Raw genomic sequence first — 23,778 nt, forward strand, 5'->3', positions numbered from 1 at the left:
CATAGAGAAATAGTATAATCCAGTATATATTTTGTTTTATTAAATGAAGAGATTCAATAGTTGTTTTATATTTTATATTTTATTTTTTTATAAATAGTATAGACAAGTTCCTATTAAAAGGGGAGACTAAGAAACTGATGAAATATCAGATATTACCATTTTTCATATCGCCATAAGATACATGGATGCGTGTGAAAATATAATTTTTACGAAAAGTATTAGATATTAAAAGGGTTGAGGTACCTTTGAATAATCAGTCAATTATAAACTACGTATGAAAGAATAGTGAAAAATATGTTGGATATTTGCGTGTTTTACTTGCGTTAAGTATTAAAAATAGCGTAAACTATAGAGAGTATCTACTATTTATGATATTGAGGTAATCCTGTGAATTTACAAATACGAATTTGGATATCCAATGTTGTGCTGTTTGTTGTACCTATTTTAATAGCAATCATCTTATTTTTGCTATATTTTACAGGTTTGCGCATATTGGCCAATGCCGGTTACTATTTGCGTATTGAGCAGGAACAACAGTTTAAAAGTGTCAGTCGAATAACTGAAACCATTACCTTTTATGGGTTAGAAAATGATCTAATTAATAGCTTGGTTAAGCCTAGCTATAGCCTACTTGATCCAAAGGAAGTATATGTTGAAGTACTTGATCAAGGAAGTATGGTGTATAACTACGGTAATCCACAAATCTATAGTGCTTCTGCCATTGTTGGTCTTATTGATGTTAATCCTGAATTACAGGGCATCGTATATCAATCCAATAATACTTTCGTTTATGAAATGAGAAAGTACGATGGACGTCATTCCTATGTATACCATATTGCGATTAGGCGTGCTACCCATGGTAGTGATAGCTTAATGGAATCCGTATCTTTTTATATTATCGTAGTTTCCATATTGCTCTTTATTGTTACATTTTTTGCTATTAACCGATTTGTTACACGGTTTATCATGATTCACGTTAAGAACATGACAAAGTCGTTAGAAATGGCAAATCGTCAGATTGAAATGGAACAAGAACAACAGAAAGAGCTACTCGCTGGTATATCTCATGATATACGAACTCCGTTGACGGCTATTAAAGCTTATGCTGAAGGTGTTCGTGATGGTATTGCACCAACGGAAGAGCAACAAAAAAGATATATGGGGATTATTTTGAAGCGGGCCAATGATTTGGATTCTATGTTAGAGGAACTATTCCTCATAACAACATTGAACTATAAAAAAGAATCTCGTCCGTCTGAGCGAATTGAATTAGGTCAGTTTGTGCATGACTTTGTAGAAGATCATTTAGCTCCGTATCAATCGAAGGGGCTTGAGATTAAGGCCCGTATAGCTACGGAAACACCTTTTATCAATGCTAACCCACAATTGTTACAACGAGTTTTGCAGAATGTGTTGAACAATAGTGCTAAGTATAAAATGGCCGATATTGGTCATTGCGTCATAGATGTAACGAGTGATGATGATTTTGTATATTGTGTCATCAGTGATGATGGTCCAGGTGTACCGCCAGAATCTCTAGAGCGTCTGATGCGCCCATTCTATCGTGTAGATTCGTCTCGTACGAATCCTCAAGAAGGTAGTGGCCTAGGATTGTCGATTATCCGTCGAATTATGGAAATCTTTGAAGGCCGAGTTATGATTGAAAATGTAAGGCCACATGGTCTACGTATTATATTAGAGTTTCCTAAGCAAGGAGAAGAATCATGAGTGAACATATCTTAATTATTGAAGACGATTTGGATATTGCCAATATTGAGCGTGATTATTTAATGGTGGCGGGCTATGATGTAACTATTATGACTAATGGTACAGATGGCATTGAAGCAGCATTGAATACTCCTGTAGACCTTATTATCCTTGATGTTATGTTGCCAGAAATGGATGGTTTTGAAGTTTGTCGCCAAATTCGTGACAAAGTTCGTGTACCAATCGTTATGGTAACTGCGCGCCTTGACGATATCGATAAAATCCGTGGTTTAGGCGTAGGCGCTGATGATTATATTGAAAAGCCATTCTCTCCATCTGTATTGATTGCGAAGATTAAAGCTATGTTGGCGCAATATAAACGTTTAACAGAGCGCGATGCAATGGAAACTAACGCTATTCAATCCGGTGAAATTCGTCTCGATCCTAAGATGATGAAAGTATGGGTGAATGAAAAAGAGGTTCATCTCAAAAAGAAAGAATTCCAGTTGTTAGAATTCTTGATGCGTAACCGTGATATTGTATTTAGCAAAGAAGAATTATATTCTCGTGTATGGGGACTTGACTCCTATGGTGATTATGCAACTGTAGCGGTTCATATTAATCGTTTACGTGAAGAAATTGAGGATAATCCATCTGATAGTAAGCATATTATTACAGTATGGGGCGTAGGGTATAAATTCGTTTAGTATCGAAAATATGCATTCACATTATACTCACGTTATTCGTGGCTGTTGATTAGATATGACTTCATAGAGATTTTATTATAGAGATATAATCAAAGGTTTAAGAATTGTTTATATAGTTACTTTGATAGTTTAGATATTCCATGTATACTTATTTAAGTAAGGCTGATTATGACTCTAGATAAGTAATATTTTAACTTCTCTCTCTTAATAAGTTCTCTCTAAAGCTTATCTAGATCACATATACTCTCTCTCTCAACAGTCCTTACACTCTCAAACTATATGCATAAAGGGCATTTGCTAGCGACGGCTAGTGAATGCCCTTTATGTTTTTTAGATTTTAGATATTTGAATACATTTTATACAGCATCTTTCAGGATTCTAGGTATTTATCTAGTGGAGGATATACGGTTATAATAATTATACTTTTATAAGAAAAGTTATAAATTGATATCTTGCATTGTAAAAGCAGGCGTACTATAATAGGTTCATCAAAATCAATTTTATAAAATTAATTTTGAGATGATTTGAATTAGTGTGAGACGTGGCGTATTTATAAAGCATCATAATTATATGATTTATGATTTGGTTCTAATCTTAACTTTTATAATCATCATTAAGAAGTTATGGGTGATGTAGAAGAATATTAAGAAGAATATAAGGAGATCTACATGACATTTTCAAAATATAAGAAAACAGTAATTGCGTGTATTCTTGCTTTGGGTATTGGGGTAGGCGGAGGATACTATTTCTTTGGCAGCCCTGTTAATACGCAACCAACAAACGTGAGAGAACAAACTAAACAGACTAAGCCTATTACTGAAACGCGTAATACCTATGTAGTACAAGCGGCTAAAGAATCTGGGCCTGCTGTAGTAGGGATTACGACACAAGTATTTCAAAAGGATATTTTTAACCGTACTATCTATGCTGGAGAAGGTGTTGGGTCCGGTGTGCTTATCGATAATGATGGACATATTGTAACAAATAAACATGTTGTGGCGGGGGCTAAAAATGGGGAGGTTACAGTATCATTATCTGATGGCAGTACGGTGACGGGGACCGTTATAGGTTCAGATTCACAGACGGATTTAGCAGTTGTAAAAATTAAACCTCCAAAAGATATTAAACCTATAAAAATTGGGGACTCTGACTCCTTACAAGTAGGGGAGCCAGCTATTGCTATTGGCAATCCTTTAGGTCTTGAGTTTAAAGGTTCAGTTACTTCTGGTGTTATTAGTGCCTTAGCACGTACAATTGATGATCAAGGTCAACGATTCCCATTGATTCAAACTGATGCAGCCATTAATCCAGGTAACTCAGGCGGTGCTCTCATTAATGCAGATGGAGAGTTAATTGGTATCAATAGCTCTAAAATCTCTAAAGAGGGAATTGAAGGTATGGGCTTTGCTATTCCAATTAATTCTGCTATGACTATCGTTGATTCTATTATTAAAAATGGTAAGGTCATTCGCCCGTATATCGGTGTGTGGGCCGTAGATCGTCAAACAGCAGCACGCAATAATGTAAGTTATGAAGGGGAAGGACTTCTTATTGTACAATTAGACTCGACAGGCCCTGCAGCACAAGCTGGATTAGTAGAAGGTGATACGATTGCTCAAATTGATGGCAAAGATATCACTACATTACTTGAATTAAAAGAGAGAATTGACGCTAAGAGCCCTGGTGATACAGTTTTGGTATCTTATACTCACAATGGCAAAATGAAGAGCACACAGATTAAATTAGGCCAAGCAACTTCAAAATAAATTACTGATGTTAGAATAAATAGATTATTTTAAAATCAATGAAAATCCTCATCCCTTGGATGGGGATTTTTATGTTGTAGCCGAGGTATGTGCGATACATATAGGCTAACATAGGTAAAATTAGAAAAAATTAAGAAAATTTTTTTGCCTTATAAAAGCAGATAATATCTGAATTTTTAGGCTGTTAAGAGCGTGAATTTATATTTTGTGAAATATATTTTTAACAAGGTACCTTGTATTCCGAGGTACCTTGTGTTATTATGTATTTGTCAGTACATGATAGTGACCGTAAGAGAGCTTTCACATTGGCCAGTAGGCACAGCCTAAAGGGAGGAACTATGCAAGTTCAATTAAAAAAAGGTGTTATGGATATGCTAGTACTAGCATTATTAACACAAGACGATCGCTATGGATATGAAATTGTTAGCACTATTTCGGAGTATATTGAGATTTCCGAAGGAACGATATATCCATTATTTAATAGATTAAAGAAAGAAAAGTATGTTGAGACCTATTTGAAGGAGTCCTCCACAGGACCATCTCGAAAATATTATCACATCACGGCAGATGGCCGTGCAGCATACAATCAGATGCGCCAAGAATGGGATGAATTTTCTGGTGTCATCAATATCCTGTTGAAAGGAGTCGACTATAATGGACAAAAATAGCTTTTTAGAGGCATTGCGCAATATTTTCAAAAAAGCGCGCGTTGCCGATGTAGAGAGTATTATAGAGGTTTATGAGGAACACTTTGCCGTAGGTTATGAAAAAGGCCTTACGGATAGTGAAATCATTAAATCGTTAGGTACTCCAGAGGAAATCTATGCATCCTATGTAGATGCAGGTATTATTACAGATACATTGAGTCAAGATGGTGGTGAAAGTAAATCTGTTAATATGCAAGAAATTTATGCTAGATTTGATGACTACAAAGAGCGTTTATTGCCGCAGTTACCAGGAATGGCTAAAAAAGCATCTAAAACCTTATTATCCATAGGTAGTGGTTTATCATATATTGTGGGGGTTCTTATATTTATTATTACGCCGGCAATCCTGTATTTATTAGGTAGCTCTTGGCAACCATTCGAGAATGTAACGGCATTTCCTGCATTATCATTGGTAACTTTAGTTGCACTTGGTGGTGTAGGTCTCTTTGGGGGCCTTACATGTATCTTTATTGGTATTGAACTTCGTGGTGTACGCGAACGTTATTTCAGCAATGTAGATTAAGGAGGACCTATGAGACGAATTATAATTGCTGCCATTCTAACTGTAATCAGTGCTGTAGGGGTAGGTACATCCTTTGCTGTAAATGATCTACCAAATTTTGGTGAATGGATGAAAACCAATGAACAACAGTTTAGAAAACCACATAGACATGATGGTTCTAATATGCATATGGACCAACATATGATGGATGGAAATAATCAAATGATGCCTCAAAATGGTATGGGGCCAAATAATGGTCAACATATGTACCAAAATTGTCAAAACCAAATGATGCCTCAAGATGGTATGGGACGAAATAATGGTCAGTATATGCATCAAAATGGTCAAATGCCTCCACAAGGCCAACCATCTCAAGGTTAGCAACCTAATGGTAATGCTTCAGAACAGGCACCTAATGGTGATACACAAGCTTAATTAATATATAAAACTATTAATATAGATTGGTAATATAGATTGGGCCGTATGTTTTAAGATATTAATAGATATAGAGTTAGATCTATCTGAGGATATAGTTGTTTTAATCGTATTTGAATATTAGGTAAAGGTGAAAATATGAAAAAACTTTTAATTGCTACAGTATTAACCGCAGTATATGGGATTGGCGGTGTAACATTTGCTTCTACTAATGACGTACAAAATAATAATGAGCCAATCAAGATGAACTTCTTAGTAGAACGAAATCATGATGATGCAAACAATTTCCAAGATAAAAAATGTGATATGCTACTAGAAAATCAAAATAACCAAATGCATAGACAAGATCGAATGGAGCATATGACAATGAATCATCAAGTTGATAATATGCATCGAAAAGATAACGATCAATCTATGAGACCAGAAGGTCAAAACCATCGAATGAGACAACAATGTAATAATCATCAAGTGCCACCACAAGGTCAGCCTCCTCATGGTGATCGACATAATGGTAATGCACCACAACAACAAACTAGTCAAGGTGCACCACAAACTACACAAAACTAACCATATTTTATGAGTCCTTTTCTTTCATAAAATAATAGAGACCGTGGTCATGAAAGTGCATTCATGGCCACCGTAGAGCCATACACTCTACGTGATACATTCGTATCAGAATCTCTCTCTTACACACAATAACTACACACAAACAAAAAGAGCTCCTTAGCGAAGGAGCTCTTTTTGTATCTATTTATAAATATTAGATAGTACTTGATGGGCTGGGAATATTTTATTAACTTCCTAATGAAAAACGACCTATGCATATAGGTCGTTAAAAATTTATTTGATGTGTTTAGAACCGCGTTCTGTCATAGCTATGCCATCTTTGCAAAGAGGGCATTCTTCAGGTTTATAAGTTGGAACTTCAAGATTAAGTAATGCTTGTACCTTTTCGTGAGGTACACCGAATTCTGCTTTGCCCCCAGAACGGTTAACAAGAAGTCCTACACCTACGATTTCACCACCGGATTGGTTTACCACATTTACTACTTCTTGTACAGAACCACCAGTAGTTACGATATCTTCAACGATAAGTACCCTTGTGCCTGGTTCGATTTTAAAGCCACGACGTAATGTCATAACGCCTTTTTCGCGTTCTGTGAAGATAGCACGAGTGCCAAGAGCTTTACCTACTTCGTGAGCAAGTAAGATGCCGCCGGTCATAGGTCCAATAACAAGTTCCACATTTTGATCGCGGAAGCGTTCAGCTAATTCTTTACAAAGTTTTTCAGTATATTTTGGATGTTGTAACACATTAAATTTTTCAACGTACATTGGACTGTGGAGACCAGATGTCAAAAGGAAGTGGCCTTCTAAAATAGCTTGAGTATCGATCAGTAATTGTTTTACTTCTTGTTCTGTCATCATTTGGATACTTTCTCCATTTCTTCAATAATTAAACGAACCGCTTCACGAGGGTTTTCAGCTTGTGTAATAGGTCGACCAATAACAAGGCGAGATGCTCCATCTTGTAAAGCACTAGCTGGTGTAGCAACCCGTTTTTGGTCGTCTGTTGTTGCAAAGGAAGGGCGAATACCAGGGGTAACGATGAGGAAGTCATCGCCACATGCTTCTCGAATCATTTTAGCTTCTAATGCGGAACATACAACACCATCCATACCACAGTCTTTAGCGAGTTTTGCAAGGCGAATGACTTGGTCGGAAATCGGTAGCTGACCACCGATAGCAGTCCAAGATTCATCGTCGAAACTAGTTAAAGCAGTGATGGCTAATAATTTTGGTCGCTCAACGCCTAGTTTCTCCCCACTCTCACGAGCTGCCTCAACAGCAGCTTTCATCATGACAGGACCACCTTGACCATGTAGAGTAATTAAACTAGCACCGAGACGTGTTAAAGAAGAAACGCCATGGGCTACGGTATTTGGAATGTCGTGCAATTTTAAATCAAGAAATACCTGTTTGTTTTGCTCCTGTAAAAAATGAATTGTTTTTGCTCCTTCGGCATAGAATAGCTCCATACCGACCTTGTAAAAGCTAACCGAATCACCGAGGGATAATACGATTTCTTTCACTGCATCCATCGTGGATACGTCAAGGGCAACGATTAATCTGTCATCTGCCATGTTGCAACCTCCATACTACATACATATCTAAATAATTTTCACATACTGAGGGCCTATCTGTCAATTAAAATCGGTGTGAATGAGGTGATTATTGTTCACCTTTGAACAGTAGATTATAGTCTATTTCATGCTATAATAAGTAGAGTAAATGAATATAATTCTTATATATAGATTTTGAAAGGAGTCCTATGTTAGATTTTGTTGCATTAGACTTTGAAACAGCAAATAAATTTAAAAATAGTGCGTGCTCCTTGGCGGTTATTACCGTAAAGGATGGACAAATTACTAAAAAGGCATATAGTCTCATCAAACCACCATTTATGAGTTTTGATGATGAATGTATTGAAATTCATGGTATCCAACCGAAGGATGTTCTTCATGAAAAGACCTTTGATCAGTTGTGGAATGCCATTTATGAAAACCATTTAAAAGGGAATATTATGGTGGCTCACAATGCGAAATTCGATATGAACGTATTGCGTGCTACTTTAGATTATTATAAAATCCCTTGGCCAGAACTAGATTATGCATGTACAGTTAAACTTTCACGTGCTGTATGGCCTGATTTAGTTAATCATAAGTTGAATACAATGGCCGCATACATTGGAGTTGAGTTTAAACATCATTATGCACTGGATGATGCGGAGACTTGTGCAAAGGTTGTATTAGAAGCTGCTAAGTTGAAAGGCGTTAATAGCTTACCAGATTTATTAAAGATTACAGGCGTACCGTTAGAACCATTCATTGATGATAAAAATCGCTCTGCTCAAGATGCATTACATAAAGAGCCAGAACCAGAGCAAATGTCGTTCTTTTAGTAAGGAGAGGTACTATGTTGGGTAAAGAATTATTAGCTTATGTAGATCATACATTATTGCGTCCTACAGCTACATGGGATGATATAAAAGAAGTCTGTGAAGCTGGTTTAAGGTATAAAACTGCATCTGTTTGTATTCCTCCAGACTTTGTAGCATCCGCCCATGAAGCATATCCAGAACTTAACATATGTACCGTTATCGGCTTTCCTTTAGGATATGAAACAACAGAGGTAAAGGTAGCCGAAACGAAACAGGCTATTGAAGAGGGCGCTTCTGAAATTGATATGGTAATTAATCTTGGAGATGTAAAGCAAGGTGATTTTGAAGCAGTAACTAGCGAAATTGAGGCGCTTAAGAAAGCTTGTAGTGATAAGATTTTAAAAGTTATTATCGAAACTTGTTATCTTACAGATTCTGAAAAGGTAGCGCTTTGCAAATGTATTATAAATGGTGGTGCAGACTATATTAAAACATCTACTGGATTTGGTAGCGGCGGTGCAAGCCTTGAAGATATTAGACTCTTTAAAAAGCATATTGGTCCTAATGTACAGATCAAGGCCGCTGGTGGTATTCGCTCTATTACGGATATGAAAGCCTATATTGCAGAAGGTTGTAGCCGAATTGGAGCCAGTGCAGCTGTAGAGTTGCTAAAGAATCACTTGAACGAAGAAGTATAATAGAAAACCACCTAGGCTATGCTTAGGTGGTTTCTTAGAATGGCGGTGTAACTATGCGTATGTATGATATTATTCTGAAGAAAAGGGCGAACTTGCCGTTATCAGATAAGGAAATCCGCTTTGTCATAGATGGCTATGTAAAGGGGGAAATCCCTGATTACCAAGTGAGTGCGCTCTTGATGACCATAGTTTTTAATGGTATGAACGCTCGCGAACTAGGAACCTTGACCTTGGCTATGGCTCAATCAGGTAATATGGTAGATTTGTCGAATATTGATGGGATTACCGTAGATAAACATAGTACAGGTGGTGTAGGGGATAAGACAACACTTATTATTGCGCCTCTCGTAGCCGCTTGTGGCGGCAAGGTGGCTAAGATGTCTGGACGTGGACTTGGTCATACAGGCGGCACTATTGATAAGATGGAATCTATTCCAAATTTAAAGGTATCTTTAGAGCAAGATGCTTTTATCGATCAAGTTAATAAAATCGGTCTTGCTGTTATAGGTCAGTCGGAAGGGCTTGCACCTGCTGATAAAAAGCTATATGCTTTGCGTGATGTGACGGGAACTGTTGATAGCATCCCTCTTATTGCATCCTCTGTTATGAGCAAAAAACTGGCTTCTGGTGCACAAGCAATTTTGTTAGATGTAAAGGTTGGTAGTGGCGCCTTTATGAAAAACATAGAGGATGCTCGTGAATTGGCTAAAGCAATGGTAGATATTGGAAAGGAAAATGGCCGTTCAGTTAAGGCTATTTTGACGGATATGGATCGACCGTTAGGCCATGCTATTGGAAATGCTTTGGAGATTCGCGAGGTTATTGATACGTTGAAAGGTCATGGTCCAGAGGATTTAACGCATGAATGTATTATCATGGCAGCTCATATGCTCGTATTGAGCCATATGTGTGATTACGAAACTGCTCTTAATCGTGTGCAACAAGCACTAGATTCTGGCGCAGCCCTAGAGCGATTACGTTTAATGATTGAAGCCCAAGGTGGAGACAGCAGAGTTATCGATGATGACCGTGTATTAACAATAGGTAAGTTTACCTATGATGTAACATCGCCTCAAGATGGTTATATTACCCGTATGAATACAGAACGATGTGGCATTGCATCCGTTATGCTAGGGGCAGGTCGCACGGTTAAAGATGGTCCTATCGATTATAGTGCAGGTATTGTAATGCACAAAAAAACTGGGGACGCCGTTAGCATGGGTGAAAGGATAGCCACACTATATGCTTCTGATGAAAGCTTATTCACTAATGCGGCTCAGACCTATTTGGCGGCTATTACTATTGGTGATACTGCATCTAAAGTAATGGATACTATACTTGATATTGTAGAGTGAGGAGTGCAATATGAAAGAAAAGGATATTCAAAAGCTCATCAATCGTGCTGTTGTGGCTCGCGATAAAACCTATAGTCCTTATTCACATTTTGGCGTGGGCGCAGCCCTTCTTTGCGAGGATGGGAGCATCTATGAGGGGTGTAATATAGAGAATGCTTCTTATGGATTAACTAATTGTGCGGAGCGAACTGCTATATTTAAGGCCGTATCAGAAGGGCAAACAAAATTTAAAGCCCTTGCTGTAGTTGCTGATACGGAAGGACCCTGTGCCCCATGTGGTGCTTGCCGTCAGGTGATTTCTGAATTTGAAATACCTCGTATTATAATGGCGAATTTAAGAGGGGACTATACAGTTGTTGATTTAGAAGGACTATTACCTTTTAGATTTAGGGCCGATAATATGTAAAAAAGAGACCACCTATGTGGTCTCTTTTTAGTATACCTTAAAATGCAGGAACAATAGCACCTTGGTATTTTTCTTGGATGAATTTGATAATTTCAGGGCTATGAAGTGCAGCCATCAATTTTTTGATGCGAGGGTCATTTTCATTACCTTTAAGTACAGTTACGATATTAACGTAAGGGGAATCGTTAGTTTCAATCGCCAATGCATCTTTGCCAGGGTTAAGACCTGCGTTTAATGCAAAGTTAGTGTTGATAGCTGCTAAAGCTACATCGTCAAGGGAACGAGGTACTTGTGCTGCTTCTAATTCTACGAATTGATATTCGTTAGGGTTCGCAGTAATATCTTGTACGGTAGATAAGATGTTTGTAGAGTCTTTTAATGTAATTAGACCTTGCTTTTGTAACAACAATAATGCACGACCACCGTTTGTAGGGTCATTAGGAATAGCGATTTTAGCGCCTTTTGGAAGATCTTTCAAATCTTTGATTTTACGGGAGTATAAACCCATTGGCTCAAGGTGAACACCACCAACAGATACTAAGTCAAGTTTGTGAGCTTTTGCGAATTCCTCCATGTAAGGTACGTGTTGGAAGAAGTTGGCATCAATTTCTTTGTCCCCTAAAGCCAAGTTAGGTGTGTTGTAATCAGTGAATTCTGTGATTTTTAATTCGATACCATCTTTTGCTAAAATCGGTTTAACTTGTTCCAAAATTTCTGCGTGAGGTACTGCTGTTGCACCAATTTTTAATACTTGTTTACCATCGCTAGTAGCTTGTTTGTTGTCGTTACCGCAGCCTGCGATTAATAAAGCACCGCCAAGGATTACAGTAGCTGCTAATGCTAAAAATTTTCTCATTACACACACTCCTTATACAATAATTACATATAAAATATTAAATCTATAGTACTAAATAATTTCCTATCTATCAAGAAGGAATTATTATAGGTTCTCCATAACTAAAAACTATGGAGAACCTATAATATAAGTATGTTCATTTTTTAAAATAATTTCCCCATAATAAGTCCAATCGCCCACATTAGTTGATAAATCATGGCTGCCCCAGCGGTAGTGCCCATAGCCTTATCTAATTGGAACTCATCTGTATTGGTAGATAATGTATGAATTGTTTTGAAAGCTAGTGGTGCCGCAAGGAATGCTAATAAGGCGAACCATGTCATATGGCCTATTATAATCCAAGCAATGATCCAAATAAAATTGAAAATATATGAGATACTCATTAAGCTGAGCGCTCTTTCACGACCAAGCACGATTGGCAATGTGTGACGTCCATGGTTTTCATCATTTCTAATATCTCGGATATTATTCGTCAACATGATGGAACCAACTAACAATGTAGATGGAATTGCAGGAATTAACAGAGCTAAGGATAATTCTCGTGTCCAGGCATAGCCTGTAATGAGTACGATGGCAAAACCCATAGCGATACCAGAGGAAATTTCTCCAAAGGGTGTTCGAGAAATTGGTTTTGGACCGCCAGAGTAAAGGAAACTAATTAGAATACATAAGAAGCCTATAGGGATGTAATACCAAGTTATAGTAGCAGATAAATAAAGACCAATGATAATGGGTACAAACATGAGTACTTTAATCATTGTTATAATGAGTTCTGGTGTTATAGCGCCACGCGTGATAGAACCAGCATTACCTACCTTTTGACCAGCATCGAGTCCAGATTTAAAGTCTTTATATTCATTCCATAAATTTGCTACAATTTGGGCTGTTACAACAGCTAAAAATATGAGCACTGTATGGAAAATGGCAAGACCTGTACCCTGAGTAGCGCCAAATGCATAATAACTAAAAGCAGCACCTAAAATGGTAGGCCCTAATGCAGCAGCTAATGTGCGAGGCCTGGTGAGGAAAATTAATTCTTGTATCATATTAAAAGCACACCGAGTGTGCACTCCTTTCCATTTCTCATACATATATCATCTTTACATGTCTATTTATGTATTGTATAGCAGAAAGATAAGCTTGTAAATTATACTATACAGTTATATATGTCGTTATAGTATAATAATTTATATATGCAGTATAGATTATCTTTTAAACTCTTAATATATACTGCACAGATTATCTAACAATCTATACATAGTGTATTGTTAAAAAGGTGAGGTGTCTTATGAGAACTCTCAATAAAAAGATGATGACATTGGCTTGTGCTACCTGTTTAACTGTGGGTATGGGGGCAGTGGCATGTGCTGATACGGTTGATTTAGGTTATGGTATGTACGGCAGTACCTCCCCAACTGTGAAAGCTGTAGAAGTTATGCACATTTCTACTGATGCAAGATTGCGTAATCAAGAACAAGATAAATTTCTCAAAGTAGCAAATAAATCTGCTGTTGATACTATTAATAATGTTGTGAAAGCACAGACTGGTGTAGCTGTTGAACCAGTGAAGGGGGATTTTCTTGATGGTTACTCCTTCTATCAATTGCAAGGTACTGATAAACAAGGTCATCATACAGGTAGTTTAATTGTTATTAACTATTCTAAAAATGCTATTGATCAAGTTATAGGTATGAATAAAACTATTTTAGAGAAGGGATCAGATGCGGAAAAGGCTGCATTAAAGCACTCCATCTCTAAACATGTGGAATCTTACTCTAAAGAAACGGCTCAACAACAATTACAAGGCTTAAAAAGCAACACGGTTGAAGGTGCTAAGTTATCAAAAGATTTGAAGACGATAAATGATAAAATACCTGCTCAAATTATGGGTGCTGTTGATAAAATGCTTGCTACAGATAAGAAAACATCTACAAAGGATAAACAAGAGTTCATTTCCTATGTAGAGTTTATGACGAAACAATTGCGTGTCGATGCAACTCATGTAGCGTATAAACCTGTTCAAACGCGCTATGGTACGGCTGTGACTGGTGATTTGCGAGGTGGTCTTAGCTATGATGGCTTTAGAAACACTTACTCCTTAATTGGATATGCTGTTCCTACAGATAAGGGTGTATCTTTACAGCTTTTAATGTCTGACGACTCTAGTCATGATTATTGGACTAATGAATTGAATCATATGTATCAAACACAATCTCTCAAGGGAGGTAAATAATATGAAATCTTTGAAAGTATTGGCTTGTACTGCATGCTTATTAGGAACTGTATCAAGTATTAGTTTTGCCAAGGATGTACAAACTATTGGGGGCTCTATGGTAGTACCTAATAATGTAAATATTGTTTCTGCGTCTAAAACAAATACTCGTGATTTTGTAGAGAAACAAATGCAACAGAATCCTTCAAAATCTACGATGACCAATATGATGGCTAAAGAATTTTTCCAAAATTTTGGTACTAATTTTGATGTATACCAATTACAAGGGGCAGATAAAACTGGTCAAAAAGATGCATTCGTAGTAGCTGTAGATGTTAAACAAATAGCGCAACAAGTGGCTAAAGAAAAGGCTAATGACCCTATGTTTATAGCTGCTATGACCGCTCTTGATAAAGGTCAAATTGATCCTGTAACAGAGCAACTTTTATTAGGAACAATAAATAAACAGATTCCTACTAGCACAACAGTAGTTCCTTTGAATGGACCTATTAATGTGTCTAGTCGTGATCCCCAAAAAGCAACGATTATGCCTAAGACACTTAGAACTCTAACCGTAGAAAATGCAGAACAAGTACATCCGGTGGCTGGCACAAAATATCAAACGTATGCTGCAAGCTCTCGCTTGTTATATGCAGATGGAAATGTACAAACTCCACTCTATGCAAATGCTGCATTTGTGTTGAAGCCAGGAAAACCGGTGTTGTATGTAGGTATAACAACTGATGTACAACGTGATTATTTCAAACCAATATTTGATAATGCATTTAAATCAATTAAATAATAGGTTATATACGTATTTTTATGTAATATGTGATATATTGAGGTAAGTCATATATATCGAGGAAATAAAATGAGTTTTGCGCCTTAAACATAGTCATATTAATTTATATTTATTTATAAAAGGAGAATTATCATGAAAACAATTTTCACAGAAAAAGCACCAGCAGCAGTAGGTCCTTACTCTCAAGCTAAAGTAGTAGGCGGTTTGTTATTCGCTTCTGGTCAAATTCCACTCAATCCTGCAACTGGTTCTATTGTTGATGGTGGCATCGTAGAGCAAACTGAACAAGTATGTAAAAACATTGATGCTGTATTGGCTGAAGCAGGTTCAGACTTCTCCGAAGTTATTAAAACAACTTGCTTCTTGGCTGATATCGCTGACTTCAAAGCATTCAACGAAGTGTATGCTAAATATTTCACTTCTAAACCAGCTCGTTCTTGCGTAGCCGTAAAAGACCTTCCATTAGGTGCTTTGGTGGAAGTGGAAATTATTGCGGAAGTATAAGATGAATTATATTTCTTTGTTACAGTCAGAGATGCGTCCTGCCTTCGGTTGTACTGAGCCAATTGCATTGGCTTATGCGGCTGCGAAGGCAGTCTCTGTTTTAGATGAATTTCCTAACCGCATTCACGCAAGATGCAGCGCGAATATTATTAAAAATGTAAAATCTGTAGTCATTCCAAATTCTGGGGGGCGAAAAGGACTAACGGCGGCCGCTACACTGGGTGCTATTGTAGGTCATCCAGAGCGTGAACTTGAGGTGTTGGAATCTGCTACAGACGAAGATCGCAAATGGCTTGGTACATTGCTTGATGCTAACTTCTGTACCGTTTCACTTGCTGAAGGCGTAGATAATCTATATATAGAAATCACTGCAGAAACAGATGAACATACAGCGGTTGTTCGCATTGAAAATGACCATACGAATGTAACCTATGTATCAGTAGATGGCGAGATTGTCTCTGAAACAGTCAATGAAATCAAGAAAGCGGCTAAAACAGAATATGCCATGACCTTCGATAGCATTTACGAATTTGCTTTAACAGGTGATATTTCTGGTATCCTACCTCAAATTAAACAGCAAGTTGAGTATAATACTGCAATTTCTAAGGAAGGTCTATCCAATGATTATGGATCTAATATTGGACAATTGTTATTGTTAGATGAAGAAAATCCATCTCTCGAAACGAAATGTAAGGCTCGTGCCGCAGCTGGCTCTGATGCGCGTATGAGTGGTTGTCCATTGCCTGTCGTTATCTGCTCTGGCTCTGGTAATCAAGGTTTAACCGTGTCTGTACCAATCATTACGACTGCCGAGGAACTTGGTAAAAGTGAAGATGAATTGTATCGCGCTCTCGTCTTTGCTAACTTGCTAACTCTTTACGTTAAATCTGGTATTGGTAAATTGTCTGCATACTGTGGCGTTGTATCTGCCGGTGTGGTAAGCGTAGCAGGCATAGCCTTTTTGAAAGGTGATAGTAAAGATATCATTGAGAATACCCTTGTAAATGGTCTTGCAAGTCTATCTGGTATCGTATGTGATGGTGCGAAACCATCCTGTGCAGGTAAAATTGCAATTTCCCTTGATGGCGCCTTTATGGGATATAAACAAGCTCGCCTTGACAAAAACTACCAAAAAGGCGATGGCCTTGTAGCATACTCCGTTGATGAAACTATCCGCAGTATTGGTGCTGTGGCACAAGGTATGAAAGAAACGGACGTAGTTATATTGAATGAAATGCTAAAACACTAAACTGCAAGTGACGTGGTTAGCTGAATATAAAAAGAACCCTTCGTTGGTCTGTACCTTCAAAAATTGTGTCCAATTTTTGGGGTACAGTTCACGTGAAGGGTTCTTTTTTTGTTTATTGTAATTTTTTAGGATCTTTAAGTATCAATGAAGCCCCAAGACCCACTACTAGGAATGGTACGAGTGTCATCATAGCGGCAGGTAAAGAATAGGTATCCGCAAGGTTACCTACTACAGGTGCGATGATACCGCCGATAGTTTGGCTCACCCCGAGGGTAATACCGGACGCAAAGCCGATGCTTTTAGCAAGGTAGGTTTGGCCTAGTACGATAACGGGGCTGTAGCTAAGAGCTTTAGCAGCGCCAATCATGAGTAGTAACATATAGGCTATAGGCATCATGATAACAGGGGAGAAGGTAGGCACTTCTGTTAATAGGAACATAGCTGGCAACCAAATCAATAGGGATAGTCTAATGATTTTGATGGGACCATATTTGTCACCTAATAGACCGCCAATATATGTCATGAAGATACCGATACTAAAGAATATGGTTAATGCAAAGCTACCTTGCTCTGGGCTAGTGCCGAGTTCACGAGTCCAGAAGATAGGAATAAATGCATTGATAACGCGGAAGTTTACTGATTGGCTTAGGATGATAATAAACAAGATACCAAAGTATTTCCAGTAATTTTTTAGCGGCTTTGCCACTAGTGTAGGGTTTTCCATAGCTACCGCTTGGTCGATAGTGCGTGCTTGAGTGACTATGCGCGGCATGAGGACGAATAAAACTGTTGAGATGATAAGACCCACTATGGTGAAAGCTGCCAGTCCATGAGGACCTACTGTATAGGCAATAGAGCCCGCAAAGAGTGGGCCGATGGCAAAACCAGAGCTACCACCGATGGCGAAGGTACCCATGGCTTTACCTTTTTTACCACCTCCGAGGCGATTCATGATTTTCGCTCCTTCAGGGTGGAAGATAGAGGAGCCTACACCAGCTAAGGTAGCACAAACAAGTAAGCTTTCATAGGAGGTTACAAAACCCATGGCACCTGTGCTACAAGCAGAGAGCAGAACACCTAAGGCGATGAGCCGTGGCTGATTGATCTTGTCAGAGACATAACCTAATAATGGCTGTAACAATGAAGATAATGCTGTATTGGCTAATATGAGAAAGCCTGCTTGCTCTAAACTAAGTCCATAAGTGTAGATAAATAATGGCAAGAGGGCAGGTAATACACTTTGACAGGAGTCGTTAATCATATGACTCACCGTAATGAGATAAGGGTAATATTTTTTCATAGTAGTGGTCCCTTCGCAAAAAAGCGCTAACCATGGTTAGCGCTTTATATATTTTATATGGCAGAGGAGGAGGGATTTGAACCCCCGCGCCGGTTGCCCGACCTACCGCATTTCGAGTGCGGACCCTTCAGCCTCTTGGGTACTCCTCCGTGTTTTACGGCGCTCTTTAAAAAAGTCTTTCATGATTTGACTACATTCATCACCAAGGACCCCCGATGCTAATTCGGGTTCATGATTTAAACCAGGGTGAGAGAGTACATTGAAAAGAGACTCTACAGCGCCTCCTTTGTAATCACTTGCACCATATACAACACGGTCAATACGACTGTTGATGATGGCTCCAGCGCACATCGGACACGGCTCTATCGTAACATACAGGGTACAACCAGTCAACCGCCAGCGCTTGAGTACATCGCATGCTTCGCGGATGACGAGCACCTCTGCATGAGCCGTTGCATCGTGATCTAATTCGCGGCGATTATGGTGGCGTGAAATGATTGTATTGTTTTGAACTAAAATGGCGCCGATAGGAATTTCTCCTAGAGCATAAGCTTTGTGGGCCTCCTCTAGGGCAAAACCCATAAAATATTCATCACGGCTACGCTCATCCATATTTTTAATCTCTATAGGTGTAATGTTCTTTGTCATTCTCATACCTCTTAATGTATAATATCTTACATAAAGTCTATCATAGTGTGCGAAGTTATGCGAATAGATTGTGTGAGGGTATTATGGATATTATTTGGTATATATTTGATATGATTGGCACTATTGCCTTTGCTATCTCCGGAGCACTTGTTGGGGTGGCGCGGAGAATGGATATATTTGGTATGGCTGTATTGGCACTGGCTACGGCAATCGGTGGTGGAATTGTGCGTGATGTTCTCTTGGGGTATTTTCCGCCGAATTCGTTACGCAATATTGTATATGTAACTGTGGTTATTTCCGTAACAATTATCGTATTTATTATCTATAACAGCCGTTATCGCAAGCATGCTATGGGCCCTCGTAGCCGAGCAAGCTATTTATTAGCCGACGCTGTGGGGCTAGCATCGTTTACAGTAACTGGAGCATCTGCAGGGTTTAAACTATATCCTGAGCTGCCAATTTTCATTGTTTTATTAGGAACTATTACTGCCGTTGGAGGTGGTATTATCCGAGATATGCTGGCTCAACGGATTCCGTCTGTTTTGAAAGAAGATGTGTATGCTCTACCTAGTGTTATTGGGGGCATCGTTTATTACTTAATGGTTATTTCTAACTGGGTTGGAGAGGCTGTATATGGTGCGTTTACCGTTGTACTAGTTATCCGTTTACTAGCTATTAAATATAATTGGAGCTTACCCAAAGTGCGCTAAAGCTAAAGGCACTGCATTTGAGAAATAACAGGTAAATGATATAATTATACTATTAAGTATTTCATAAAAGTGTCAGAAAAAAAGAGTATTATATAAGAGTTAATTTTCGAGTCGAGAGTACTCGTGTACACAGAAGGAGATTTGCTTTATGACAAATAAATGGTTGAAAGTAGCATTAATGGTTACAGCCATTGCTACAGGTACATCCATCAAAATTGATGCAGAAACCGTATTATATGTACCTCAAGATGATCGTCCTGTAAGTTTGCAATATACAGTCGATACAGCTCGTGAGGCGGGTATGACTGTGTTGACACCACCTCAACACTTGATTTCTGGTAAGACGTACCAAGGTCAAGCTGATCAAATTATGGCTTGGGTAGAGCAAAATGCAGGTCGTGCTGATGTTATGGTATTAAGTACAGATACTCTTATTTATGGAGGTCTTGTAGATTCTCGTAAACATAATATTCCACTTAGCACATTGCAAAATCGCTTGAAACGTATTGAAGGTTTAAAAGCGCGTAATAAAAATGTACGCATCTATGGCTTTGGCACCGTAATGCGTTCCCCACGTGCGAGTGGTGGCGGTACTGAACCGGCCTACTATGCGGAATATGGCCCAACAATCTTTCAAATTGCTGCATTACAAGATAAATTAGATTCTGGCTCTTTAACGCAAGAAGAAACTCAAAAATTGATGAGCTTACAAGCCTCTGTTCCTGTGGAATACTTGCAAGACTGGTTTGACCGCCGTCAAAAAAATATGAAAATCAACAAAGAGTTGATTGATGAAACTCGCAGTGGTGTATTCGACTACTTTGCATTAGGTCATGATGATACATCTCAATTATCTCAATCCGCTCTAGAAGGTCGTTACCTCAACAAATATTCCAAGGATATTTCTGTTGAAAAATACGGTAGCTTTCCTGGTGCTGACCAACTTGGTCTCTTGTTGATGGCGCGTTCCCGTACCGATGTGAGCACAGAAAAACCTACATTCTCCGTAATTTATCCACTCGGTGGCGGAGGTAAAACATTGCCAGGTTACGAAGATCAAACGATTGATAAAACAATTGCTCAACACGTTGAGGCTGTAGGTGGCACGATGGTGACACAAGGTAAACCAACTGTATTATTGGCTGTTAATACACCTCTTACTACGAGTACAGGCGAGTCTGAAAACTTCGAAAACTTCCCAATGATCTCCAACTCTACAAATGCTTTCGTAGATCGCATTCAACAAGCTGTTGACTCTGGTGTGAACGTAAGCGTTGCAGATATTGCTTTCAATAATGGTGCAGATAATACATTGGTATCCGCTATGTATAAACGAGATTTGTTGTACAAAATCGGTGCGTATAATGGTTGGAATACAGCAAGTAACACAGTAGGTTACGCTATTGCTCAAGGATTATTGCTTAAATCTATGAGTCCAGAAGGTCATCGTGATATGTTGACGCAACAATATTTGGATAACTGGGCATATCAAGCAAATATTCGTAAAGATATTTATCGTATGCAAGATTCTATCAGAACAGACAATGTTCGTTACTCTGGTGAATTAAATGAACGTCTTGAAAGTTACTTAGGTGAACGCATTCAAGATTTCGCTGAAAAATACCTTAAAATCAATCCTCGTACAGTAAAAGCTACATTCCCATGGGGACGTCTATTTGAAACGGATATCACTGTTTATGACAAACCAGTGGTACCACTTGAAAAAGAATTACGCTTGAAACGAGAAGCTGAAGCAAAAGCTAAGGCTGAAGCAGAAGCTAAGGCTAAGGCAGAAGCGGCTGCTAAAGCAAATGGTCAGGCTGTACCAGCACAAGCCGCACAACCTGAAAAAGCTGCAACGCCTCAAACACCTACATCTACCCCTCCTGTAGTTAAACAACCAGCTACAGAGTCTCAAGGTCCACGTGTGGTACCGACACCTGCAGTGGCACCTGGTCAATAGTGAATAGGCAATGGCTATGAAAAAAGCGTTTTTACCGGAAATTACTTATATGCGAGGCCTCTGTATGCTCGGTGTTATCGGCATTCATGTAGGATCTTACGCATTGCAAAATCCTTTTGTAAATTTAGAACTCATCAGCGTGTTAGAAATTCTTTCTCGCTTTGGAGTGCCTGCGTTTTTCTTTCTCTCTGCATTTGGATTGTTTTATCATACCTCGGTAGAGGGACCATTCTCATATAAGGAATTTATGCACCGCCGCATTCAGGTGGTGCTATTTCCATATATTACGTGGTCCATCTTTTACCTGCTATATACAGGGGTGACAGCTCATAACCTTGGCAATTTACATCCAGGGCCGTTGGCGATAAATCTACTCTTTGGTACCTCTATGTATCATCTATACTTTATGGTAATTTTGCTATGGTTCTACGTGATGATGCCATTATGGCGGGCCATGGTGAAAGTTATCTTAAAACGGCCTATATTTTGGCTGGTGTTACTATTTGTCATCCAAGTTGGTATCGATTATGTTTCGTCTTACATGCTTGGCCGTTGGGTAACAGAAAATCTAAGCAATCAGCCAGTTCTTAAATATCTTTTTGATATGCGACTCAACTATTGGGTTATTCATTATGTGTGGATTTTCCTTTTAGGTGCCGTATGTGCTGAACGATATGAAACCGTCTGCGAATACATGTGGCGCTATCGTTATCTTTTAGGTGCTAGTGCGGTAGGATCTGTATTATTGATGCTTGGATCCTATTACTATGTCATGGACGTATGGCATTACTCGGTGCTAGAAGCAATTTATACGGTACATCAAATGAGTCCGATGGGTGTTCTTTATACTGGTTTGGGAACGATGTTTAGTTTATTCCTATTCCAAACACTACCTATGAATGTGACTATGGAATCCATTTGGTCTGAGATAGGGGATAAGTCCTATGGCATTTATTTAACACATCCGTTCTGGCTGTTAATCATATCTGCTGTGATGGTTAAATACAATTTCTTGTACACGGTGGCCAATGTTCTCGTTATGTATGCCATGGCGTTGGCATTATCCTATTTGACTACAGTAGGTTTCAATTACTTACCTAAGTCTATTCGTAAATTTGTACTGGGGCACTAGTATAGGATGAAAACTATTGTTTTTGGAGAGTCTTAATTGGTATTAGTACTTTCATGCCGTTCATAGTGCTAGCTAGTTCTGCATCCTTAATTTAGAGTTACAATAATATAAATACAATTCATCCGCTAGGATATAGTTTTTAACTATGGTATCCTAGCGGATTTTTGTATATCTAATTAATATCTTTCACAAAGTAAAGTGTGAAAATTTGAAAGTAATTGTGTTATAATAAGTCCATGATGATTATCACTTGATAGAGTAACGAAAAGAAAAAGAGGTGCTCCTATGCAAGAATTAACATATTTTAACGGTGAATTCGTTGAACCAGGTGCCAAAGTTATCAGTATTGATGACCGTGGCTATTTGTTTGGTGACTCTGTATATGAAGTTGTTCGCGTCGTAAAAGGCCGTTGCTTCGCTTTGTCTTACCACCAAGATCGTTTGTATCGCTCTATGCGTGAAATGGATATCCCTGTAAAAATGACCCCTGATGATTTGACAGAATTGCACGAAATTTTGATCGAGCAAAGTGAAATCAAAGAGGGCTATATTTATTTACAAATCTCTCGTGGTGTAGCACCACGTCACCATGCTTATGATCGCTCCAAATTAGAACCACAAATGCTTATGTCTATCCGTACCTTGGATTTAGATGAAGTCAATAAATTGGGTGAAGGTGTAAAAGCGATAGCTTTACCTGATGAACGTTGGGATCATGTAGATATTAAGACTACAAACTTGATCCCGAATATCTTGGCACAAACAAAAGCAGAAAAGAAATTTGCTTATACAGCAATCTTGTTCCGTGATGGCATTTGTACAGAAGGCGCCACATCTAATGTGTTTGCTGTTAAGGATGGTATCTTGTACACGCATCCAGCGGATAATCATATCTTAAAAGGTATTACGCGCCAAATGATCTTAACGCGTGTAGCACCATCTTTAGGTATTACCATTATTGAGAAAGAATTCGATCGTAATTTTGTAGATGATGCGGATGAATTATTCTTTACCGATACAATTGGTGGTGTCATCCCAATTACTAAGCTAGACAGAAATTTAGTATCTGGTGGTAAACCAGGTGCCATTACACTTCGTCTACGCGAAGCACTAGAAAAATTGATGGAAGAAGGGCTACCTTGATAGATAAGTTGCTTTCATCAAATGATACACATTTA

Annotated in this window: 25 protein-coding genes and 1 tRNA gene; 19 read left to right on the forward strand and 7 right to left on the reverse strand. The window is 38.4% G+C overall.

The annotated features are described in order from the left end of the window. Positions 1 to 465: 465 nt before the first annotated feature. The 7 genes from VPAR_RS01990 (at position 466) to VPAR_RS02020 (ending at position 6,391) form a co-directional block, all read left to right on the forward strand. Positions 466 to 1,728: a sensor histidine kinase gene (locus VPAR_RS01990; protein WP_231968145.1), complete on the forward strand. Its 1,263-nt coding sequence runs from the start codon at positions 466 to 468 to the stop codon at positions 1,726 to 1,728. Further along, positions 1,725 to 2,414 (forward strand): response regulator transcription factor, encoded by a 690-nt coding sequence (locus tag VPAR_RS01995; RefSeq protein ID WP_004693664.1) that lies wholly within the window; start codon positions 1,725 to 1,727, stop codon positions 2,412 to 2,414. The genes VPAR_RS01990 and VPAR_RS01995 overlap by 4 nt, the downstream gene beginning before the upstream one ends. A gap of 668 nt (positions 2,415 to 3,082) precedes the next feature. Continuing rightward, positions 3,083 to 4,180 carry a S1C family serine protease gene (locus VPAR_RS02000; RefSeq protein WP_012863958.1) on the forward strand — a complete coding sequence of 366 codons (1,098 nt, stop codon included), beginning with the start codon at positions 3,083 to 3,085 and terminating at the stop codon, positions 4,178 to 4,180. A 338-nt stretch (positions 4,181 to 4,518) separates the two neighbouring features. Continuing rightward, positions 4,519 to 4,848 (forward strand): PadR family transcriptional regulator, encoded by a 330-nt coding sequence (locus VPAR_RS02005; RefSeq protein WP_012863959.1) that lies wholly within the window; start codon positions 4,519 to 4,521, stop codon positions 4,846 to 4,848. After that, positions 4,835 to 5,410 carry a DUF1700 domain-containing protein gene (locus VPAR_RS02010; RefSeq protein WP_012863960.1) on the forward strand — a complete coding sequence of 192 codons (576 nt, stop codon included), beginning with the start codon at positions 4,835 to 4,837 and terminating at the stop codon, positions 5,408 to 5,410. The genes VPAR_RS02005 and VPAR_RS02010 overlap by 14 nt, the downstream gene beginning before the upstream one ends. Before the next feature lie 9 nt (positions 5,411 to 5,419). Next, a complete protein-coding gene (locus VPAR_RS02015; protein WP_012863961.1) occupies positions 5,420 to 5,770 on the forward strand; it encodes a hypothetical protein in 351 nt (116 codons plus the stop codon). Between the two features lie 192 nt (positions 5,771 to 5,962). Next, positions 5,963 to 6,391, forward strand: coding sequence for a hypothetical protein (locus VPAR_RS02020; protein ID WP_012863962.1), 429 nt, complete (start codon positions 5,963 to 5,965; stop codon positions 6,389 to 6,391). A 273-nt stretch (positions 6,392 to 6,664) separates the two neighbouring features. Here the strand turns inward: VPAR_RS02020 and pyrE are convergent, their stop codons facing one another. Next, entirely contained in the window at positions 6,665 to 7,252 is a 588-nt protein-coding gene (gene pyrE / locus VPAR_RS02025) for an orotate phosphoribosyltransferase (protein WP_004693651.1), read from the reverse strand. After that, complete coding sequence (gene pyrF, locus VPAR_RS02030; RefSeq protein ID WP_012863963.1) at positions 7,249 to 7,968, reverse strand: orotidine-5'-phosphate decarboxylase; 720 nt, start codon at positions 7,966 to 7,968, stop codon at positions 7,249 to 7,251. Before pyrF ends, pyrE begins: the two co-directional genes overlap by 4 nt. A gap of 188 nt (positions 7,969 to 8,156) precedes the next feature. Between pyrF and VPAR_RS02035 the strand changes: the two genes are divergently transcribed. From VPAR_RS02035 to VPAR_RS02050, 4 genes are read left to right on the forward strand one after another with little or no spacing between them, the layout of a single operon-like run. Beyond that, the gene (locus VPAR_RS02035; RefSeq protein ID WP_012863964.1) at positions 8,157 to 8,786 is read left to right on the forward strand and encodes a 3'-5' exonuclease; all 630 of its coding nucleotides are present in this window, start codon (positions 8,157 to 8,159) and stop codon (positions 8,784 to 8,786) included. A gap of 14 nt (positions 8,787 to 8,800) precedes the next feature. Next, positions 8,801 to 9,463 carry a deoxyribose-phosphate aldolase gene (deoC, locus tag VPAR_RS02040; RefSeq protein ID WP_012863965.1) on the forward strand — a complete coding sequence of 221 codons (663 nt, stop codon included), beginning with the start codon at positions 8,801 to 8,803 and terminating at the stop codon, positions 9,461 to 9,463. A 53-nt stretch (positions 9,464 to 9,516) separates the two neighbouring features. After that, positions 9,517 to 10,818, forward strand: a complete 1,302-nt coding sequence (locus VPAR_RS02045; RefSeq protein WP_012863966.1) for a pyrimidine-nucleoside phosphorylase — start codon at positions 9,517 to 9,519, stop codon at positions 10,816 to 10,818. 10 nt (positions 10,819 to 10,828) lie between these two features. Continuing rightward, positions 10,829 to 11,224: a cytidine deaminase gene (locus VPAR_RS02050; protein WP_012863967.1), complete on the forward strand. Its 396-nt coding sequence runs from the start codon at positions 10,829 to 10,831 to the stop codon at positions 11,222 to 11,224. A gap of 37 nt (positions 11,225 to 11,261) precedes the next feature. On the opposite strand, the gene VPAR_RS02055 is transcribed toward VPAR_RS02050, so the two are convergent. Both VPAR_RS02055 and menA read right to left on the reverse strand, forming a co-directional pair. Next, complete coding sequence (locus tag VPAR_RS02055) at positions 11,262 to 12,080, reverse strand: MetQ/NlpA family ABC transporter substrate-binding protein (RefSeq protein ID WP_012863968.1); 819 nt, start codon at positions 12,078 to 12,080, stop codon at positions 11,262 to 11,264. Positions 12,081 to 12,223: 143 nt separating this feature from the next. Further along, on the reverse strand, positions 12,224 to 13,126 hold the full coding sequence (gene menA, locus VPAR_RS02060; RefSeq protein ID WP_042466689.1) for a 1,4-dihydroxy-2-naphthoate octaprenyltransferase: 903 nt from the start codon (positions 13,124 to 13,126) through the stop codon (positions 12,224 to 12,226). A 242-nt stretch (positions 13,127 to 13,368) separates the two neighbouring features. On the opposite strand from menA, the gene VPAR_RS02065 reads away from it, so the two are divergent. The 4 genes from VPAR_RS02065 (at position 13,369) to VPAR_RS02080 (ending at position 16,847) form a co-directional block, all read left to right on the forward strand. Continuing rightward, positions 13,369 to 14,313: a hypothetical protein gene (locus VPAR_RS02065; protein ID WP_012863970.1), complete on the forward strand. Its 945-nt coding sequence runs from the start codon at positions 13,369 to 13,371 to the stop codon at positions 14,311 to 14,313. 1 nt (position 14,314) lies between these two features. Then, entirely contained in the window at positions 14,315 to 15,094 is a 780-nt protein-coding gene (locus VPAR_RS02070) for a hypothetical protein (RefSeq protein WP_012863971.1), read from the forward strand. A 132-nt stretch (positions 15,095 to 15,226) separates the two neighbouring features. Beyond that, positions 15,227 to 15,598 (forward strand): RidA family protein, encoded by a 372-nt coding sequence (locus VPAR_RS02075; RefSeq protein ID WP_012863972.1) that lies wholly within the window; start codon positions 15,227 to 15,229, stop codon positions 15,596 to 15,598. Position 15,599: 1 nt separating this feature from the next. Next, the gene (locus VPAR_RS02080; RefSeq protein ID WP_012863973.1) at positions 15,600 to 16,847 is read left to right on the forward strand and encodes an L-cysteine desulfidase family protein; all 1,248 of its coding nucleotides are present in this window, start codon (positions 15,600 to 15,602) and stop codon (positions 16,845 to 16,847) included. A gap of 112 nt (positions 16,848 to 16,959) precedes the next feature. On the opposite strand, the gene VPAR_RS02085 is transcribed toward VPAR_RS02080, so the two are convergent. The 3 genes from VPAR_RS02085 to tadA all read right to left on the reverse strand — a co-directional run bounded on the left by VPAR_RS02085 (position 16,960) and on the right by tadA (position 18,795). Further along, positions 16,960 to 18,147: an MFS transporter gene (locus VPAR_RS02085; protein WP_012863974.1), complete on the reverse strand. Its 1,188-nt coding sequence runs from the start codon at positions 18,145 to 18,147 to the stop codon at positions 16,960 to 16,962. A gap of 58 nt (positions 18,148 to 18,205) precedes the next feature. Then, positions 18,206 to 18,296, reverse strand: a tRNA-Ser gene (locus tag VPAR_RS02090). Further along, positions 18,250 to 18,795 carry a tRNA adenosine(34) deaminase TadA gene (gene tadA, locus VPAR_RS09520; protein WP_004693623.1) on the reverse strand — a complete coding sequence of 182 codons (546 nt, stop codon included), beginning with the start codon at positions 18,793 to 18,795 and terminating at the stop codon, positions 18,250 to 18,252. The genes VPAR_RS02090 and tadA overlap by 47 nt, the downstream gene beginning before the upstream one ends. Before the next feature lie 83 nt (positions 18,796 to 18,878). Between tadA and VPAR_RS02095 the strand changes: the two genes are divergently transcribed. The 4 genes from VPAR_RS02095 to VPAR_RS02110 all read left to right on the forward strand — a co-directional run bounded on the left by VPAR_RS02095 (position 18,879) and on the right by VPAR_RS02110 (position 23,743). Then, positions 18,879 to 19,505, forward strand: a complete 627-nt coding sequence (locus VPAR_RS02095; RefSeq protein ID WP_004693621.1) for a trimeric intracellular cation channel family protein — start codon at positions 18,879 to 18,881, stop codon at positions 19,503 to 19,505. A gap of 148 nt (positions 19,506 to 19,653) precedes the next feature. Further along, on the forward strand, positions 19,654 to 21,468 hold the full coding sequence (locus VPAR_RS02100) for a DUF4127 family protein (RefSeq protein ID WP_004693619.1): 1,815 nt from the start codon (positions 19,654 to 19,656) through the stop codon (positions 21,466 to 21,468). A gap of 10 nt (positions 21,469 to 21,478) precedes the next feature. After that, complete coding sequence (locus VPAR_RS02105; protein ID WP_042466692.1) at positions 21,479 to 22,600, forward strand: acyltransferase; 1,122 nt, start codon at positions 21,479 to 21,481, stop codon at positions 22,598 to 22,600. Between the two features lie 285 nt (positions 22,601 to 22,885). Next, positions 22,886 to 23,743, forward strand: coding sequence for an aminotransferase class IV (locus VPAR_RS02110; protein WP_012863977.1), 858 nt, complete (start codon positions 22,886 to 22,888; stop codon positions 23,741 to 23,743). The last annotated feature ends 35 nt before the right edge of the window (positions 23,744 to 23,778 follow it).

This window comes from Veillonella parvula DSM 2008 (genome assembly GCF_000024945.1).
Taxonomy (GTDB): domain Bacteria; phylum Bacillota; class Negativicutes; order Veillonellales; family Veillonellaceae; genus Veillonella; species Veillonella parvula.

Excerpts from the sequence above, each read along its gene's own strand:
- VPAR_RS01995 (WP_004693664.1), top strand. The coding sequence starts at position 1,725 with ATGAGTGAACATATCTTAATTATTGAAGACGATTTGGATATTGCCAAT.
- VPAR_RS02000 (WP_012863958.1), top strand. The coding sequence starts at position 3,083 with ATGACATTTTCAAAATATAAGAAAACAGTAATTGCGTGTATTCTTGCT.
- VPAR_RS02005 (WP_012863959.1), top strand. The coding sequence starts at position 4,519 with ATGCAAGTTCAATTAAAAAAAGGTGTTATGGATATGCTAGTACTAGCA.
- VPAR_RS02010 (WP_012863960.1), top strand. The coding sequence starts at position 4,835 with ATGGACAAAAATAGCTTTTTAGAGGCATTGCGCAATATTTTCAAAAAA.
- VPAR_RS02015 (WP_012863961.1), top strand. The coding sequence starts at position 5,420 with ATGAGACGAATTATAATTGCTGCCATTCTAACTGTAATCAGTGCTGTA.
- VPAR_RS02020 (WP_012863962.1), top strand. The coding sequence starts at position 5,963 with ATGAAAAAACTTTTAATTGCTACAGTATTAACCGCAGTATATGGGATT.
- pyrE (WP_004693651.1), bottom strand. The coding sequence starts at position 7,252 with ATGATGACAGAACAAGAAGTAAAACAATTACTGATCGATACTCAAGCT.
- pyrF (WP_012863963.1), bottom strand. The coding sequence starts at position 7,968 with ATGGCAGATGACAGATTAATCGTTGCCCTTGACGTATCCACGATGGAT.
- VPAR_RS02035 (WP_012863964.1), top strand. The coding sequence starts at position 8,157 with ATGTTAGATTTTGTTGCATTAGACTTTGAAACAGCAAATAAATTTAAA.
- deoC (WP_012863965.1), top strand. The coding sequence starts at position 8,801 with ATGTTGGGTAAAGAATTATTAGCTTATGTAGATCATACATTATTGCGT.
- VPAR_RS02045 (WP_012863966.1), top strand. The coding sequence starts at position 9,517 with ATGCGTATGTATGATATTATTCTGAAGAAAAGGGCGAACTTGCCGTTA.
- VPAR_RS02050 (WP_012863967.1), top strand. The coding sequence starts at position 10,829 with ATGAAAGAAAAGGATATTCAAAAGCTCATCAATCGTGCTGTTGTGGCT.
- VPAR_RS02055 (WP_012863968.1), bottom strand. The coding sequence starts at position 12,080 with ATGAGAAAATTTTTAGCATTAGCAGCTACTGTAATCCTTGGCGGTGCT.
- menA (WP_042466689.1), bottom strand. The coding sequence starts at position 13,126 with ATGATACAAGAATTAATTTTCCTCACCAGGCCTCGCACATTAGCTGCT.
- VPAR_RS02065 (WP_012863970.1), top strand. The coding sequence starts at position 13,369 with ATGAGAACTCTCAATAAAAAGATGATGACATTGGCTTGTGCTACCTGT.
- VPAR_RS02070 (WP_012863971.1), top strand. The coding sequence starts at position 14,315 with ATGAAATCTTTGAAAGTATTGGCTTGTACTGCATGCTTATTAGGAACT.
- VPAR_RS02075 (WP_012863972.1), top strand. The coding sequence starts at position 15,227 with ATGAAAACAATTTTCACAGAAAAAGCACCAGCAGCAGTAGGTCCTTAC.
- VPAR_RS02080 (WP_012863973.1), top strand. The coding sequence starts at position 15,600 with ATGAATTATATTTCTTTGTTACAGTCAGAGATGCGTCCTGCCTTCGGT.
- VPAR_RS02085 (WP_012863974.1), bottom strand. The coding sequence starts at position 18,147 with ATGAAAAAATATTACCCTTATCTCATTACGGTGAGTCATATGATTAAC.
- tadA (WP_004693623.1), bottom strand. The coding sequence starts at position 18,795 with ATGACAAAGAACATTACACCTATAGAGATTAAAAATATGGATGAGCGT.
- VPAR_RS02095 (WP_004693621.1), top strand. The coding sequence starts at position 18,879 with ATGGATATTATTTGGTATATATTTGATATGATTGGCACTATTGCCTTT.
- VPAR_RS02100 (WP_004693619.1), top strand. The coding sequence starts at position 19,654 with ATGACAAATAAATGGTTGAAAGTAGCATTAATGGTTACAGCCATTGCT.
- VPAR_RS02105 (WP_042466692.1), top strand. The coding sequence starts at position 21,479 with ATGGCTATGAAAAAAGCGTTTTTACCGGAAATTACTTATATGCGAGGC.
- VPAR_RS02110 (WP_012863977.1), top strand. The coding sequence starts at position 22,886 with ATGCAAGAATTAACATATTTTAACGGTGAATTCGTTGAACCAGGTGCC.